17 protein-coding genes are annotated in these 15,733 nt (G+C 74.7%); 12 read left to right on the top strand and 5 right to left on the bottom strand.

Features of this window, described 5'->3' with window-relative positions:
- The 4 genes from D1825_RS04720 to rsmD form a co-directional block, all read left to right on the top strand.
- Nucleotides 1-1,619, top strand: a 1,619-nt coding sequence (locus D1825_RS04720) for an ATP-dependent DNA helicase RecG (protein ID WP_138067462.1), incomplete at its 5' end; no start/stop codon positions are given.
- 62 nt (nucleotides 1,620-1,681) lie between these two features.
- Nucleotides 1,682-2,371: an ABC transporter ATP-binding protein gene (locus D1825_RS04715; protein WP_118766302.1), complete on the top strand. Its 690-nt coding sequence runs from the start codon at nucleotides 1,682-1,684 to the stop codon at nucleotides 2,369-2,371.
- On the top strand, nucleotides 2,368-3,963 hold the full coding sequence (locus tag D1825_RS04710; protein ID WP_118766301.1) for a DUF6297 family protein: 1,596 nt from the start codon (nucleotides 2,368-2,370) through the stop codon (nucleotides 3,961-3,963). The genes D1825_RS04715 and D1825_RS04710 overlap by 4 nt, the downstream gene beginning before the upstream one ends.
- A complete protein-coding gene (rsmD, locus tag D1825_RS04705) occupies nucleotides 3,960-4,508 on the top strand; it encodes a 16S rRNA (guanine(966)-N(2))-methyltransferase RsmD (protein WP_118766300.1) in 549 nt (182 codons plus the stop codon). Before D1825_RS04710 ends, rsmD begins: the two co-directional genes overlap by 4 nt.
- Here the strand turns inward: rsmD and D1825_RS17960 are convergent.
- Nucleotides 4,469-4,861: a hypothetical protein gene (locus D1825_RS17960; RefSeq protein WP_138067461.1), complete on the bottom strand. Its 393-nt coding sequence runs from the start codon at nucleotides 4,859-4,861 to the stop codon at nucleotides 4,469-4,471. The genes rsmD and D1825_RS17960 overlap by 40 nt on opposite strands.
- Before the next feature lie 39 nt (nucleotides 4,862-4,900).
- Here D1825_RS17960 and coaD point away from each other — a divergent pair, with 39 nt between their 5' ends.
- The 6 genes from coaD (at nucleotide 4,901) to mutM (ending at nucleotide 8,378) form a co-directional block, all read left to right on the top strand.
- Nucleotides 4,901-5,386, top strand: a complete 486-nt coding sequence (gene coaD, locus D1825_RS04690) for a pantetheine-phosphate adenylyltransferase (protein ID WP_118766297.1) — start codon at nucleotides 4,901-4,903, stop codon at nucleotides 5,384-5,386.
- Entirely contained in the window at nucleotides 5,383-5,871 is a 489-nt protein-coding gene (locus D1825_RS04685) for a hypothetical protein (protein ID WP_118766296.1), read from the top strand. Before coaD ends, D1825_RS04685 begins: the two co-directional genes overlap by 4 nt.
- 86 nt (nucleotides 5,872-5,957) lie before the next feature.
- A complete protein-coding gene (locus tag D1825_RS04680; RefSeq protein WP_118766295.1) occupies nucleotides 5,958-6,536 on the top strand; it encodes a YceD family protein in 579 nt (192 codons plus the stop codon).
- Between the two features lie 2 nt (nucleotides 6,537-6,538).
- Nucleotides 6,539-6,733, top strand: coding sequence for a 50S ribosomal protein L32 (gene rpmF / locus D1825_RS04675; protein WP_118766294.1), 195 nt, complete (start codon nucleotides 6,539-6,541; stop codon nucleotides 6,731-6,733).
- Nucleotides 6,734-6,773: 40 nt separating this feature from the next.
- Entirely contained in the window at nucleotides 6,774-7,478 is a 705-nt protein-coding gene (gene rnc / locus D1825_RS04670) for a ribonuclease III (protein ID WP_118766293.1), read from the top strand.
- Between the two features lie 3 nt (nucleotides 7,479-7,481).
- Entirely contained in the window at nucleotides 7,482-8,378 is an 897-nt protein-coding gene (gene mutM, locus D1825_RS04665) for a bifunctional DNA-formamidopyrimidine glycosylase/DNA-(apurinic or apyrimidinic site) lyase (protein ID WP_118766292.1), read from the top strand.
- Nucleotides 8,379-8,384: 6 nt separating this feature from the next.
- On the opposite strand, the gene D1825_RS04660 is transcribed toward mutM, so the two are convergent.
- Nucleotides 8,385-9,338, bottom strand: coding sequence for an NAD(P)-dependent oxidoreductase (locus D1825_RS04660; RefSeq protein ID WP_233549635.1), 954 nt, complete (start codon nucleotides 9,336-9,338; stop codon nucleotides 8,385-8,387).
- Between the two features lie 46 nt (nucleotides 9,339-9,384).
- On the opposite strand from D1825_RS04660, the gene D1825_RS04655 reads away from it, so the two are divergent.
- On the top strand, nucleotides 9,385-10,011 hold the full coding sequence (locus D1825_RS04655) for a response regulator (protein ID WP_118766291.1): 627 nt from the start codon (nucleotides 9,385-9,387) through the stop codon (nucleotides 10,009-10,011).
- 17 nt (nucleotides 10,012-10,028) lie between these two features.
- The gene (locus D1825_RS04650) at nucleotides 10,029-10,805 is read left to right on the top strand and encodes a methyltransferase domain-containing protein (protein WP_118766290.1); all 777 of its coding nucleotides are present in this window, start codon (nucleotides 10,029-10,031) and stop codon (nucleotides 10,803-10,805) included.
- Here D1825_RS04650 and D1825_RS04645 read toward each other — a convergent pair whose 3' ends face one another.
- The 3 genes from D1825_RS04645 to D1825_RS04635 form a co-directional block, all read right to left on the bottom strand.
- Entirely contained in the window at nucleotides 10,806-12,827 is a 2,022-nt protein-coding gene (locus D1825_RS04645; RefSeq protein WP_118766289.1) for an MDR family MFS transporter, read from the bottom strand.
- Between the two features lie 57 nt (nucleotides 12,828-12,884).
- Entirely contained in the window at nucleotides 12,885-14,618 is a 1,734-nt protein-coding gene (locus D1825_RS04640; RefSeq protein ID WP_118766288.1) for a sensor histidine kinase, read from the bottom strand.
- A partial coding sequence (locus D1825_RS04635) for an ATP-binding cassette domain-containing protein (protein ID WP_118766287.1) occupies nucleotides 14,615-15,733 on the bottom strand: 1,119 nt, incomplete at its 5' end. The genes D1825_RS04640 and D1825_RS04635, both read right to left, overlap by 4 nt.

Here is a 15,733-nt window from a genome sequence, read left to right as displayed (position 1 = left end):
GGCTCGGGTCGCTGCGGCAGGCGCTCTACGACATCCACGTGCCCCGCACGGACGACGACTGGCGCCGCGCGCGCCACCGCCTGCGCTACGAGGAGGCGTTCGTCCTGCAGGCCGAGCTCGCCCGTCGCCGTGCCCGCGCCGCAGCCGAGCCCGCGACCGCCCGGCCCCGCGTGGTCGGTGGGCTGCTCGACGCGTTCGACGCGCGGCTGCCGTTCACGCTCACCGCGGGGCAGCGCGAGGTCGGCGACCAGCTCGCGGGCGAGCTCGCGCTCGCGGTGCCCATGCAGCGGCTGCTGCAGGGCGAGGTCGGTTCGGGCAAGACGGTCGTGGCGCTGCGCGCGATGCTCCAGGTCGTGGACGCCGGCGGGCAGGCCGCGCTGCTCGCGCCCACCGAGGTGCTCGCCTCGCAGCACGCCCGGTCGCTGCGCGCGCTGCTCGGCGACCTCGCGGAGGGCGGGATGCTCGGCGGCGCCGAGTCCGGCACGCGGGTCGCGCTGCTCACGGGTTCGCTGTCGACGGCCGCGCGCCGCGATGCGCTCCTGGACGCCGCGAGCGGAGCGGCTGGCATCGTCGTCGGCACGCACGCGCTGCTCTCGAAGAACGTGCAGTTCGCCGAGCTCGGCCTCGTGGTCGTCGACGAGCAGCACAAGTTCGGCGTCGAGCAGCGCGACACCCTGCGCGCCAAGGCCGCGGCGAGCCCGCACCTGCTGGTCATGACCGCGACCCCGATCCCGCGCACCGTCGCGATGACGGTGTTCGGCGACCTCGAGACCTCCGTGCTGACCGAGGTACCCGCGGGGCGCAGCGGCGTGAGCACGCACGTCGTGCCCGCGGACAACCTGCCCTGGGTCGCGCGCACGTGGAAGCGGGTGCGCGAGGAGGTCGACAAGGGCGGCCGCGCGTACGTGGTGTGCGCACGCATCGAGGGGGACGACGAGGACGGCGCCGACCTCGTCGCCGCCGCGCCCGTGACGCTCGGCGACTCGGGTGCCGCCCCGCGCCGACCGCTGCGCGCGGTGGTCGAGGTGGCCGAGGAGCTGCGCGGACTGGCCGACCTCGAGGGGGTCGGCGTGGGCGTCCTGCACGGCCGGATGGGGTCCGAGGACAAGGAGCGCGCGCTCGCGGACTTCGCCTCCGGTGCGGTCCCGGTGCTGGTCTCGACGACCGTCGTCGAGGTCGGCGTCGACGTCCCCGAGGCCACGGTCATGGTGATCCTCGACGCGGACCGGTTCGGCGTCTCCCAGCTGCACCAGCTGCGCGGCCGGATCGGCCGAGGCGCCGCTCCCGGCGTCTGCCTGCTGGTCAGCTCCGCGCCGCCCGAGACGCCCGCGGCCGATCGGGTCGCCACGGTCGCCGGGACGCGCGACGGGTTCGAGCTCGCGAGCTTCGACCTCGAGCAGCGCGGCGAGGGTGACGTGCTCGGCGCCTCCCAGTGGGGCGCGGCCACCTCGCTGCGGCTCCTGCGCGTCACGCGCGACGGGGACCTCATCGACGACGCCCGCGCCGACGCGCGCGCCCTGGTCGAGCAGGACCCCGAGCTCGCGGCCTGGCCCGCGCTGCAGGCCGCGATCGACGCCCGCCTGGCCGACCGCCGCGACGAGTTCCTCGACCGCACCTGACCCACCGAACCCGCAGACCGGGCGTGCCCGAGCACAGGGTTGGCGCGGATACCCTGGCGGGCGTGTCGAAGCCTGCCGTGCGCGCCCAGGACCTGCTCGTCGGTTACGGCGGTGCCCCCGTGTGCGCCCCCGTGACGTTCACGCTCTCGCCCGGCAAGGCGGTCGCGCTCGTCGGCGCGAACGGCTCGGGCAAGTCGACCGTGCTGCGCGCCGTGATCGGCCTGCTGGAGCCGTCGGGCGGCAAGCTCGCGGTGTTCGGCGAGGAGGTCGACGAGCGCGAGATCGCCTTCCGCACGCAGGTCGCCAGCGTGCTCGACGACGACGCGTACTTCCCGGCGCTCACCGTGTACGAGCACCTCTACCTCACGGCCCGCGGGCACGGCGTCGTCGGCGCGGACGGCGTCGTCACGGGGCTGCTCGAGGAGTTCGGGCTCACCGAGCACTCCCGCTCGCTTCCCGTCGCGCTCTCGTCCGGCCAGCGCCGCCGGCTGCTGCTCGCGGCGGGCTTCGTGCGGCCGCGGTCGCTCCTGGTGCTCGACGAGCCCGAGCAGCGGCTCGACCGCGCGATGCGCGACCGCCTCGCCGAGCGCCTCGTCGCGGAGAAGCGCGCGGGCGGCGCGGTGCTGCTCGCGACGCACGACCCGGACCTCGTGCTGGCCGTCGCCGACCGCGCGGTGCACGTGGCCGACGACGTGACGCGGGTGCTCGCGCCCGCCGAGGCCGCGACGCTCATCAGCAAGGAGAACCCGTGACCGAGCCGGCGGTGCACCCCGGCGGCCTCGGCGAGGTCCCGGGCGCGCGCGACATCCGCCGCTACACCGCCCAGGCCGCCAACGCGCGCGGCGGCGCGAGCCTGGGCTCGCTGCTCGCGAGCGTCTACTACGCGGTCATCACGATCGGCATCGCGATCGGGATGGCGCTGGGCTTCGCGCAGGCGATGCGCGTCGCGCTGCCGCCCGAGCCCGACGTGCAGTCGCCGCTGAGCCTGAGCCTGGCGACCCTCGTCGTCGTCATCATCGTGGCGCTCGCCGGGACGCTCGTCTCGCTCGCGGGCCGGCTCGGCCCGGTCGGTGCGGGCGGCGCCGAGGCCGCGTGGTGGCTGCCGCTGCCCGTCGACCGTCGCGGCCTGCTGCGCCCTGCCGCTCGCCGGCTGCCGCTCGTCGCGGCGCTGGTCTCCGCCATCCTCGTCGGCCTCCTCGACGCCGGGCTGCTCGCCGACTCGGGCCCGCGCGTCGTGCACGTGGTCATCACCTCGGCGCTCGTGGGCGCCGGCATCGTGCTGCTCGCCGCGCTCGCGCAGTCACGCGGCGTGAGCCGCTCCGCCACCGCGCTCACGGGCGACCTCATCCTGGGCGCCGCGCCGGTCGCGGCCGTCGGGCTCGCGCTGAGCGGATGGTCGCTCGACGAGGTGCCGACGCTGCCCTGGTACGGCGCGGCGGTCGCGGCGGTGCTGCTCGCCGGCGCGGGCGTGCTCGTCGACCGCCGCCTGCACCGCATCCCGACGCGCTCGCTGCGCGAGAGCGGCTCGGTCGCGACGCAGGCCGTGGGCGCGGCCGTCTCGCTCGACTCCCGCGAGCTCGGGCGCGCGCTGACCGACGGCGCTGCGCGGACGACGCGCCGCCGGATCTCCCGGCTGCGCACCGCGCGCGGCCCCGCGTCCGCGGTCGTCACCGCCGACCTGGTGGTCCTGCGCCGCTCGCTGCGCCACATGGTGCAGCTCGTGGTCGCCGCGCTCGTGCCCGTGCTGGTCAGCACCGTGCCGCAGCTCGCGAGCTCGGCGGGGGTGCTGCTCGCGCTGCTGGTGGCGGGCTACGTGGCGATGAGCGCGACCGGCGAGGGCGCGCGCCGCGCGCAGATGGCGCCGATCCTGGACCGCCTGCTGCCGCTGGACGCCAAGACGATCCGGCGGCTGCGGATGGTCGTCCCGGCGATCGCGATGCTCGCGTGGTCGGTCGTCGCGTTCGGTGCGGTGGGCCGCTGGACCGGTGACACGACGGCCTGGATCGTGCTCGGCATCGCGGCGACCCCGGTGTGGGCGGCGGCCGCGGTGCGCTCGTCGTACCGCCCCGCGCCCGACTGGGCCGGGCCGCTCGTCTCGACGCCCATGGGCGCCCTGCCGACCGGCGTCGGCGCGGTGCTGGCCCGTGGCCCGGACCTCGTCGTGCTGGGCCTGCTGCCCGTGTGGATCGCGGTCCTGCTCCGCACCGTGAACGAGACGATGATCGTCGTCCAGGCCGGGCTGTCCGCGATCGCCTTCGGGATCGCCTCGTCGATCGCGACGGGCACCTTCATGGAGCGCATGCTGGCGAGCCAGGAGGAGATGGAGAAGAAGGCGAAGAAGTGACGCGGATCGTGGCCGGCACGGCCGGAGGGCGCACGCTGAGCGTGCCGCGCAAGGGGACCCGCCCCACGAGCGAGCGGGTCCGCGAGGCGCTGTTCTCCCGCCTCGAGCACCTCGGCGTGGTCGAGGGCGCCCGCGTGCTCGACCTGTTCGCGGGCTCCGGGGCCCTGGGGCTCGAGGCGGCCAGCCGCGGCGCTGTCGCCGTGACGCTCGTCGAGTCCGCCAAGGAGGCCGCCGAGGTCTGCCGCCGCAACGCGGCCGCGCTCGGGCTGCCGGGCGTGGTCGTCGTGGCCGAGCGGGCGGAGAAGTTCGTCGAGCGTCCCGTGGCCGTGCCGTGGGACCTCGTGCTCGTCGACCCGCCGTACGACCTGCCCGAGCCCGACCTCGAGGCCGTGGTCGCGGGGGCGGGCCGCGCGCTGGCACCCGGCGCCGTGCTGGCCGTCGAGCGCTCGTCACGCGCGCCCGAGCCGGTCTGGCCCGACGGCGTGACGCGCTTCGACCGGCGCGCCTACGGCGAGACGGTCGTCTGGTTCGCCGAGCCGTCCTGACCGGGCCGCGCCATGAGCGCGAGCACGGGGCCGTCGCCGAGCGTGCGGCGGGCGGGCCCGACGAGACGGCGCAGCGCGTCCGCGGGTGAGGGCAACGAGGCGGGGGCGACGCGCGCGCCGACCGGCCGCCACGCGGCCACGCCCACCACGGCGGCGTCGGCCACCGCGACGTGCACCACGCCGACGGCGAGGTACTGCGCAATCGACGGCGCGAGCCAGGCTGCGGTCGACGAGGCGCGCGTCTGGTCGTCCGGGAACACCCATCGGATCAGCGGGTTCGCGTCGCAGGCGCGTGCGAGCACGGCGCCGATCGCGGGCAGGTCCGTCGAGCAGGCCGCGCGCACCTCGTCCATGAGCCGAGCGTACGAGGCGCCCTGGCCTACCCTGGCCCGGTGACCATCGCGGTGTGCCCCGGTTCGTTCGACCCGCTCACGCTCGGCCACGTCGACGTCGTGCGGCGCGCCCGCACGCTCTTCGACGAGGTGATCGTGGGCGTCGCCCGCAACTCCTCGAAGTCGGCGCTCCTCGACGTCGCCACGCGCGTCGAGCTCGCGCGCGCGGCACTGGGCGACGACGACGGGGTGCGCGTCGAGGTCGTCGACGGGCTGCTCGCGGACTTCGTGCGCGACGTGGGCGCGGACGCGCTGGTCAAGGGACTGCGTGGCGGCGCCGACTTCGACGCCGAGCTGCCGATGGCCCTCATGAACCGCCACCTGACCGGTGTGGAGACCGTGTTCGTGGTGGCAGACTCCGGCCTGGCGCACATCGCGTCCTCGCTGGTCAAGGACGTGGCCCGCTTCGGCGGTCCGATCGATGACCTCGTGCCGGACGGCGTCGCCGCGGCCGTGCGCGAGGCGCTGGGAGGGAGTGCTCGATGAGCGAACCGACGACGAGGCCCGAGGGGCTGACGGGCGTGCTCGACGCGATCGAGAGCGCGGTGGTCGCCGCGCGCGCGATGCCGATGTCCTCCTCGGTGCTGGTCAACCGGGCCGAGCTGCTGGACCTGGTCCTGCAGGCCCGCGACGTGCTGCCCACACAGCTCAGCCAGGCCGACGAGGTGCTGGCCGACGCGGACGCGGCACGCAGCGCGGCCCAGGCGGAGGCGGACGCGCTGCTCGACGCCGCGCGCCAGGAGGCGGCCCGGCTCGTCGAGTCCGAGGCGGTCGTCGTCGCGGCCCACGAGCGCGCCGCGCAGGTCGTGGCGGACGCGCAGGAGACGGCGGACGGCCTGCGCCGCGACGCGGACGACTACTGCGACCGCCGGCTGGCCGACTTCGAGATCGACCTCGGGAAGGTGCTGGCCCAGGTGCAGGCGGGCCGGGCCAAGCTCGCCGGCCGGTTGACCGGGGAACAGCCCGGCTGATTTGGGCGGCGCGCGCGAGTGCCGTACTGTTGTCGGTTGGTCCTGCCGGTCATGGCACGGACCGAGATCAACGAGGGGACCCGGCCGTGCAGCGCCCTGCCCACCTCGATCCCCGCTCGCCGTTCGTGCTCGATACCCACGAGCTCGGCCGACGTCCGGGATCGACGCGGACCGTGCAGCGGACCGTCGGTGCTCCTGAGGATCTCGGGACGGACGTGATCGGCATCCCCACCGGGACCGACGTCGAGCTGGATCTCCGGCTCGAGGCGGTCATGGAGGGGGTCCTGGTCTCCGGAACCGTTCGCGGTCGGGCGATCGGGGAGTGCGTGCGCTGCTTGGGCGAGGCGGTCGAGGAAGTCGACCTCCACCTCACCGAGCTGTACGTCTACCCCGAGCGCGCGAAGGCTGCAGCGGACGACGGTGACGAGGACGAGGACGTACGCGAGCTGGAGGGCGACCTGATCGACCTCGAGCCCGCGTTGCGGGACGCGGTCGTGCCGGCTCTGCCGTTCCAGCCGTTGTGCCAACCCGACTGCCCGGGTCTGTGCTCCGAGTGCGGAGCTCGCCTGGCGGACGACCCTGACCATTCGCATGAGATCCTTGACCCGCGCTGGTCCGCACTGAGCGGACTGGCAGGTGTGCAAGACGAGAGAGAAGAGAGCTAGCCGTGGCGGTTCCGAAGCGCAAGATGTCGCGCAGCAACACCCGTGCGCGTCGGTCGCAGTGGAAGACCACTGCCACGACGCTCACGTCGTGCCCGCAGTGCAAGGCCGACAAGAAGCCCCACACGGCGTGCCCGTCGTGCGGTGCCTACAACGGTCGCACGTACGCCGAGGCGCAGCGCACCGAGCTCGCGGTCTGACGACTGCGTCTCCATCCGTGACGCGTGAGCCGGAGACGGCGTGAGCGCCGCGGCAACTGAACTTCTCGAGAAGCTCGGGGTCCGACTGGACCCCGAGCTTCTCGTGCTTGCCCTGACCCACCGGTCGTTCGCCCACGAGGCCGGTGGCATCCCCACCAACGAGCGCCTCGAGTTCCTCGGCGACACGGTGCTGGGCCTCGTGGTGACCGAGTCGCTGTTCCGTGCGCACGCCGACGAGCCCGAGGGCGCGCTGGCCAAGATGCGCGCTGCGACGGTCTCCCAGCGGGCGCTGGCGGTGGTCGCGCGCGACCTCGACCTGGGCTCCTACGTGCTGCTCGGCAAGGGCGAGCTCGCGACGGGCGGCACGGAGAAGGACTCGATCCTGTCCGACACGCTCGAGGCGCTGTTCGGCGCGATCTACCTCTCGCACGGCCTCGAGGTCGCGCGCACCGTGGTCGAGCGGCTCGTCGGCCCGTCCCTCGTGGCGGCCGCGGACCTGGGCGCGGGGCTCGACTGGAAGACGTCGCTGCAGGAGCTGTCGGCCGAGCTCGACCTCGGTGCACCCCACTACGAGGTGACCGGCGAGGGCCCCGACCACGCGCGGACGTTCACGGCCCACGCGATGATCGCGGGCGAGGCGCGCGGCAGCGGTGTGGGCTCGGCCAAGAAGGTCGCCGAGCAGCAGGCGGCTGAGGCTGCCTACCTCGCGCTCGAGCCGCTGCGCGCACGCGCCGGTCGCTCCTGACGCGTGCCCGAGCTGCCCGAGGTCGAGACCGTCCGTGACGGACTGGCCCGCCACGTGCTGGGTCGAACCGTGCTCGGCGTCGAGGTGCGGCGCGACTACAGCGTGCGGCGCCACGAGGCCGGCCCGCTCGACTTCGCGGGGCGGTTGACCGGCCGGACGCTAAAGGCCGCGGTCCGGCGCGGCAAGTTCTGCTGGCTGCTGCTGGGGGACGACGAGGCCTTGCTGGCGCACCTGGGCATGAGCGGCCAGCTGCTCGTGCGGTCGTCGGCCGACGACAGCGCCGACCACCCCCACCTGCGGGTCCGCCTGCTGCTCGACGACGGGGTGCTCGACTTCGTCGACCAGCGCACGTTCGGCCACCTCAGCGTCCAGGAGCTCGTCCCGACGCCCGACGGCGCGCCCGGGGGAGCCGGGTCCGAGCTCCCCGCCGTGCCCGAGCCAGTCAGCCACATCGCGCGCGACCTGCTCGACCCGTTCCTCGACGAGGCCGCGGTGCTCACCGCGCTCCGCGCGCGCCGGACCGGCATCAAGCGCGCGATCCTCGACCAGACGCTGGTCTCCGGCGTCGGGAACATCTACGCCGACGAGGGCCTGTGGCGCGCGCAGCTGCACTACGCCCGCGCCACGGACACGATGCGTCGGCCCGACGCGCAGCGGGCGCTGTCCGGCGCGCGCGACGTGATGTCCGAGGCGCTCGCGCAGGGCGGCACGAGCTTCGACGCGCTCTACGTCAACGTCAACGGCGCATCCGGCTACTTCGACCGCTCGCTCGCGGTCTACGGCCAGGAGGGCCGCCCGTGCCCGCGGTGCGGGACGCCCGTGCGGCGCGACGAGTTCATGAACCGCTCGGCCTTCACCTGCCCGCGCTGCCAGCCGCGCCCGCGCCACGGCCGCTGGTAGCAGCGCTCAGCGCTCGACGACGTTCCGCAGCGGCCGCCCGGCCAGGTAGGCGGCGAGGTTCTCCTCGAGCAGCGCGCCCGCGCCGATCGGTCGGCCACCGGCGGCGTGCGGGCTCACGAGGATCCGCGGCTCGTCCCAGATCGGTGAGTCGGCGGGCAGCGGCTCGCGCTCGAAGACGTCCAGGGCCGCGCCGGCGAGGGCGCCGCGACGAACCGCGGCCAGCAGCGCGTCCTGGTCGAGCGTCGCGCCGCGGCCCACGTTGACCACCCACGCGTGGGGCGGCAGGAGCGCGAGGACGTCGGCGTCGACCGCGTGCCGGGTGGCGGGCGTGTCGGGCAGGAGCGAGATCAGCAGGTCGCCGGCGGGCAGGACGCCGGGCAGCTCGTCGGGCGTCACCACGTGGTAGCCGTCGCGCATCCCCGGCGTCGTCGCGACGCCGGTCACGGACGCGCCGAGCGCCGTGAGCAGGGGAGCCAGGCGCGCGGCGATCGACCCGAACCCCCAGATCACGACCCGCGCCCCCGCCAGGGAACGGAGCTCGTCGGCGCGGATCTCCTGGATGCCGCCGAGCTCGGCGACCCAGCGGTGCTCGTCCTGCGCGCGCACGAGCTCCGGCAGGCGGCGAGCGCAGGCCAGGACGAGGGCGAGGGTGTGCTCGGCGACCGGCCCGTCGTGCAGGCCGCGGCCCGAGGTGACGACCACGTCGGGCGCGAAACCCGCATCGAGGATCGTCTCGACGCCCGCCGCCAGACCGGCTACCCAGCGCAGGCGCGGCAGCCGGGACGCGGCGTCGCGCAGGACGCGCCGCCCGCTGCCCCACACGACGAGGACCTCGGCGTGCGAGTCGGGCACGGGCTCGTCGGGCGAGTACCGGACCTCGTGCACCCCGGGCGGGAGTGTGAGGTGCTCGTGCAGCGTGGTGGGGACGAGGATCGTGGTCACACCTCGATACGATGCCATCGTGCCGATTCCCGCCACCGCAGTAAAGCCCGGTCCCATCAGCGTCATGATCGTCGACGACCACGAGGTCGTGCGCCGCGGCATCGCGGAGGTGGTCGAGCGCGCCGAGGGCATGACCGTCAGCGCCGAGGCCGGCTCGGTCGCCGACGGCGTGCGTCGCGCGGGCCTCGTCCGGCCGCAGGTCATGCTCGTCGACCTGCAGCTGCCCGACGGCACGGGGATCGACCTGATCCGCCAGGTGCACGCGGCGCAGCCCGAGGCGAAGGCCGTCGTGCTCACGTCGTTCGACGACGACGAGGCCCTCGCGGCGGCCCTCGACGCCGGAGCCTCCGCCTACCTGCTCAAGTCCGTGCGCGGCGCCGAGATCACCGACGTGATCCGCGCCGTGGCCGCGGGCCGCACGCTGCTGGACGAGCGGACGATCACGCGTCGCAAGGCCGGCCACGAGGACCCGACCGAGAACCTCACGCCCAGCGAGCTGCGCGTGCTCGACCTGATCGGCGAGGGCCTGTCCAACCGCGAGATCGCCGAGCGGCTCGGCGTCGCGGAGAAGACCGTGAAGAACCACATCACGTCGCTGCTCGCCAAGATGGGCCTGCAGCGACGCACGCAGGTGGCCGCATGGGTGGCCTCGCGCAAGCACTCCGGCTGGCGGGCCGAGCCGGGGCACTAGCCCGTCGCCGCGTGACCATGGCTCACACCTGGGACCCCGAGCGCTACCTCGCCTACGCCGACGAGCGCAGCCGCCCGCTGGTCGACCTGCTGCACCGGATCCCGGCCCCGGCGCCCGGCGCGGTCGTGGACCTCGGCTGCGGCCCGGGCAACTCGACCCGGGTGGTCGCCGACCGCTGGGGGACGCAGGTCACGGGACTCGACTCGAGCGCCGAGATGATCGACCGCGCTCGGGCCGACCACCCCGACCTCGACTTCCGCGTCGAGGACCTGCGCACGTGGCTCGCGTCGGGTCCCGATCCCGTCGACGTCCTCGTCTCGAACGCCGTGCTCCAGTGGGTCCCGGACCACCTGGACCTCATGCCGGGCCTCGTCCGCGCCACGGCGCCGGGCGGCTGGCTGGCCTTTCAGGTGCCGGGGAACTTCGAGGAGCCGAGCCACTCGATCCGGCGCGAGCTGGCCGCCCAGCCGCCGTACGCGGCGTTCACGGCGGGGATCGCGGCACCAGCCGCGCACGACCCGGTCGTGTACCTGGAAGCGCTGTCGGCCCTCGGGTGCGAGGTCGACGCCTGGGAGACGACGTACCTGCACGTCCTGCGCGGGACCGACCCGGTGTTCACCTGGGTCAGCGGCACGGGCGCTCGGCCGACCCTCGAGGCCCTGCCGGGTGACGTGCGGCCGGCGTTCGAGGCCGAGCTCCGGCGCCGGCTCGCGGTGGCCTACCCCGCGCGCCCGGACGGGACCGTGGTGCTGCCGTTCCGCCGCGTGTTCGTCGTCGCCCGGACGCCGGCCTGATCAGCCCCTCAGGGCCGCCGACGACGGGTCCTGCTGACGCAGGCGGTCCGTGACCTGCTCGACGAGCTCCTCGAGCTCGGGCTCGCCCTCGCCCCACTGCGCGACGATCTTGCGCAGCTGCTGGCGCTCGTTCTCGCGCAGCTGCTCGGCGACAGCGTCGCCCGCCGGGGTGGGGGTCGCCGTCTCGTCGTGCACCTCGATCAGGCCGCGCCGCTCGAGCTCGGCGGCGACGGCCCGCACGCGTTCGATCTCCACGCCCGACCGCTCGGTCATGCGCGCGAACGTGCGCGAGCGTTCGCCGCTCACGCGCGAGAGCATCCAGCACTGGCCGGGCGTGAGGTCGATGTCCAGGTTCCGGTTGAGGATCGCGTACGCCGTGAGCGGGTCCTGGCGGCCGACCTCGCGCCAGAGCATGAGGCGCAGCTCCTCGTAGGACGAGCGGCCGGCGGGAGCGGCGAAGGCTTCGCCCTGCTCGGGGCTGCTCGCGCCGGTCCGCAGCGGCAGCTCGGGGATGAGCCACGTCAGCAGGAACGCCAGCACGCCGATCGGGACGCCGAGCAGGAAGATCGTGTGGATCGAGTCGGCGTAGCCGTCGATGAACCAGTTGATGACGGCGGCGCCGCACTGGTCGATGTTCGCGGTGGTCTTGGTGAGCACGTCCGCCGAGCACGGCCCCACGGCGCCCGCCGGTGGGCTGCTCGCGAGCGTCGAGGCCAGGTGCGAGCTGAACACCGTGCCGAAAACGGCGACGCCCACGCAGCTGCCGATGGTGCGGAAGAACGTCGCCCCGCTCGTGCCGGTGCCCAGGTCGCGGTAGTCGACCGCGTTCTGCACCGCGAGCACGAGCACCTGCATGACCAGGCCGAGGCCCGCGCCGAGCACGAACATCGCGATGCTGGACTGCAGCCCGGACGTGTCGCGCCCCATCAGGGACAGCAGGTAGAGGCCGACGGTCATGATCGCGGTGCCGACGATCGGGTACGCCTTGTACCGGCCGGTCCGGCTGATGAGCTGGCCGCTGCCGATCGAGGTGAGGAGCAGTCCGAGCATCATCGGCAGCATCTGCAGGCCGGACGCGGTGGCGGACGCGCCGTGCACGCCCTGCAGGTACAGCGGCAGGTAGGTGATCGAACCGAACATCGCGAAGCCGACGACGAAGCCGACGATCGAGGTCGTGGCGAACACGCGGTTCGTGAAGAGCCGCAGGGGGAGCACGGGCTCCGGGACGCGCGCCTCGACGAAGACGAACGCGATCGCGGCGAGCACGCCGAGGACCCCGAGGCCGATGACCTGGGTGCCGCCCCAGTCCCAGGTGCTCCCGCCCAGGCTCGTGATGAGCACGATCGACGTCGCGACCACCGCGAGCAGGGTCACCCCGATGTAGTCGATCTTGGGCGACGTGCGGGCCTTGGTGACCGGCAGGACGGCGCTGACGACGGCGAGGGCCACGATCCCGATCGGGAGGTTGATGTAGAACACCCATCGCCAGCCGATCGTGTCCACGAAGAAGCCACCGAGCAGCGGCCCCGCCACGCTGGAGATCCCGAACACCGCGCCGAACGCGCCCTGGTACCGGCCGCGGTCCCTCGCAGGGACGACGTCCGCGATGATCGCCTGCGCGAGCACCATGAGCCCGCCGCCGCCGACGCCCTGCACGGCGCGCCACGCGATGAGCTGGCCCATGTTCTGCGAGGTCCCCGCGAGCCCCGAGCCGATGAGGAAGATCACGATGCACGTGATGAACAGGATCTTGCGGCCGTAGAGGTCGCCGAGCTTGCCCCACAGCGGCGTGGTGATGGTCGTCGCGAGCATGTACGCCGTGACGACCCACGACAGGTGCTCGGCGCCGCCGAGGTCGCTGACGATCGTGGGGAGCGCCGTGGCGACGATCGTCTGGTCGAGCGCCGCGAGGAGCATCGCGAGCATGAGCCCGCCGAAGATCGTCCAGATGGCGCGCTGCGAGAGGTCCCGCGTCGGCTCGGGGATGGACTCGTCGGCTGGTGCCGGTGCCTGCTCAGCCATGGAGGCCCCCTGTCGTCCTTCGCATCGTGGTCCCGCGACGAACCTCGGCGCAAGGGATCAGGACAAAGGGGACTGCCAGGTCAGGAGCGTGCCGGTGCCGGCGGGAGCCGCGCCGAGCGTGAACGTGCCGCCGTGCTGGCGCGCGCGGGCCGCGAGGTTGCCGGTGCCCGACGAGCGGTCGCGGCTGGCCGGCAGCCCCACGCCGTCGTCCTCGACCTCGACGAGGACCGCGCCCAGCGGCCCGGTTCCCCGCACGTCGACCCGCACGGTGACCGACGCCGCGTGCGCGTGCCGGGCCGCGTTCGCGAGACCCTCGCGGACCACCGCGACGACGTCGTCGGTCAGGTCGGTACCCGTGCGCTCGTCGACGAGGTCCTCGTCGATGCCGTCGTCGGACAGCGCGTGCCCGTCGAGGGTGATCACCACGGACGGCGCGAAGCCGAGCCCGGTGCGCGCGAGCGACGCCTCGCGGCGCAGGCGCTCGACGAGGCCCGTGGCGGCGTCGGGGTCGCGCAGCGCGTAGACGATCTGGCGGATCTGGCGCACCGAGGAGTCGACGTTGTCGAGCGCCTCCTCCACGATCGAGGTCAGCTCGCTCGGGTCGACGCCGCGCGCCGCGCGCCGCCGCACGGTCTCGAGCTGCATCCCTGTGGCGAACAGCTGCTGGATCGCGAGGTCGTGCAGGTCGCGCGCGATGCGCTCACGCTCGTCGAGCAGCGCCGCGACGTCCTGCGCGTGCCGCGCCTCGGCGAGCACGTAGGCGAGCGCCGCCTGGGCCGCGAACGACTCGGCGGTCGCCAGGTCGCTCTCGTCGAACGGTGAGGCCCCGATGCGACGCAGCAGGATCAGCACGCCGACGCCTCGCCCCGAGGACTGCAGCGGTGCGAACATCGCGGGACCGAACGCGCGCATGACCTCGACCTTGACGCTGCGCGACTCCGAGAGCGACGGCGTGAGCAGCCCGCGGCCCTCGGTCATCACGGTCCACGCGCGTCCGCCCTCCGGCATCAGCGCGCCGACGAGGCGTCCGGACTCGTGGCCCGTGGCGAGCTCGATGAACAGCTGGCCGCCGACGCCTGGCAGGGCGAGTGCCGCGACGTCGGCGCCCGCGACCTCGCGCGCGGTCGCGGCGACGTGCTCGAGCGCCTCCTCCTCGTCGATGCCCTCGAGCAGCATCGTCGCGATGTCCTGGCCCGCGCGCAGCCAGTGCTCGCGACGCGCGGCCTCGGCGTAGAGCTGGGCGTTCGCGACGGCGACGCCGGCCGCTGCGGCCAGGGCGATGACGGTGCGCTCGTCGGCCGCCGTGAATCCGCCCTCCTTCTCCGACAGGTAGAGCTGGCCGAACACCTGGTTGCCCACGCGGACCGACGCGCCGAGGAACGAGCCCATCGGCGGGTGCTCGCGCGGGAAGCCGATGAACGCGGGGTGGTCGCGCAGGTCGGCCAGGCGCAGCGCGCCCTCGGCGGGGATCTGGCCGAGGACCCCGAAGGCGTGCGGGGCGTGGCCCATCATGCGCGCGACCGCGGTGGGGACGCCCGTGTAGACGAACGTGGTGGACGTGCCGCGGCCGTCGACGACGTTGATCGCCGCGTACCGCGCGCCCGTGAGCTCCGCACTGACCTGGACGAAGCGGTTGAGCACCTCGGGCAGGTCGAGCTCGCTGGCGACCGCGAGGATCGCGTCGAGCAGGTCGTGCAGGGCGTCCCCGGTGAACGGCACGGGCAGCGCGTCGACCTCGGACAGGACTCCGCCGCGGAACGGGGCGCCGGGGCCGTCGTCGTGCGGGCTCACGCGTCCTCCCTGGACTCCTCGGCGAGGTCCTCACGGTAGCGGGCCTCGCGGGCCACGAGCTCTGCGTGCGTCCCGCGTGCTGCGACCCGGCCGCCGTCGAGGCGGATGACCTCGTCGGCGTCGGCGAGCGGCGTGAGGCGGTGCGTCACGACGACGACGCCGCGGTCGCGGTGCCGGGTGAGCAGCCCGCGGACCACCTCGTCGGCGGTCGCGGGGTCGAGGTGCTCGGCGGGCTCGTCGACGAGCAGCAGGGGGGCCCGGGTCAGCAGGCCGCGCGCCAGCAGCAGGCGGCGACGCTCGCCGCCGGACAGCGTGCGGCCGTCGGGGCCCAGCAGCGTGTCGAGGCCGGCGGGCTGGGCCGCGAGCCAGGTGGCGAGCCCGACCTCGGTGAGCGCGTCTCGCGCCTCGTCGGGCGTCACGTCGCCGCGCCCGACGCGCAGGTTCTCCAGCACGCTCGTGCCGAAGACGTGGCCGTCCTCGGCGACGTGCACGACCGCGTCGGCGGTGCGCCCGACGTCGTCGAGGTCCGTGCCGTCGAGCTCGAGGCTCCCGCCGCGGCGGGGGAGCAGGCCGGCGAGCGTGAGCAGCAGCGTGGTCTTGCCGGTGCCGCTCGGCCCGACGACGGCGATCGCGCGGCCGGGGGAGACGTCGAGGTCGAGGTCGCGGACCACGCGGGCGGCACCCGGCCAGCCGCAGTCGAGGTCGCGCGCGACCAGCTCGTCACCGGTTGCGACGACGAGCCGCGGCGCGGCGCTCGGTCCGGCCGCGTCGAGCAGCGCGAGGATCCGGGCCGCCGCGGCGCGCGAGCGCTGCACCTGCACGGCGGCGGCGGGCAGCAGCGACGTCGCCTCGAACGCGGCGAGCGGCGTGAGGACGACGACGGCGAGGCCGACCGCGGACAGCTGGCCCGAGACGACGGCCGGCACACCCGTGACCAGGGCGGCGAGCACCGCCAGACCCACGGCGACCTGCCCGATGCCCGCGGCCAGCGCGGCCGTTGGCGCGCCCGCGTCGGTCGCGGCGGCGGCCTCGCGGTCCGCGGCCCGCAGCTCCGCGAGCTCGGTGGCCGTGCGGCCGGCGACGGCGAGCGGGCCCGCGTCGTCGAGGATGCCGAG

The organism is Cellulomonas rhizosphaerae, from assembly GCF_003470205.1.
GTDB lineage: Bacteria > Actinomycetota > Actinomycetes > Actinomycetales > Cellulomonadaceae > Cellulomonas > Cellulomonas rhizosphaerae.
This window is presented reverse-complemented; position numbering and strand designations above follow the sequence as displayed.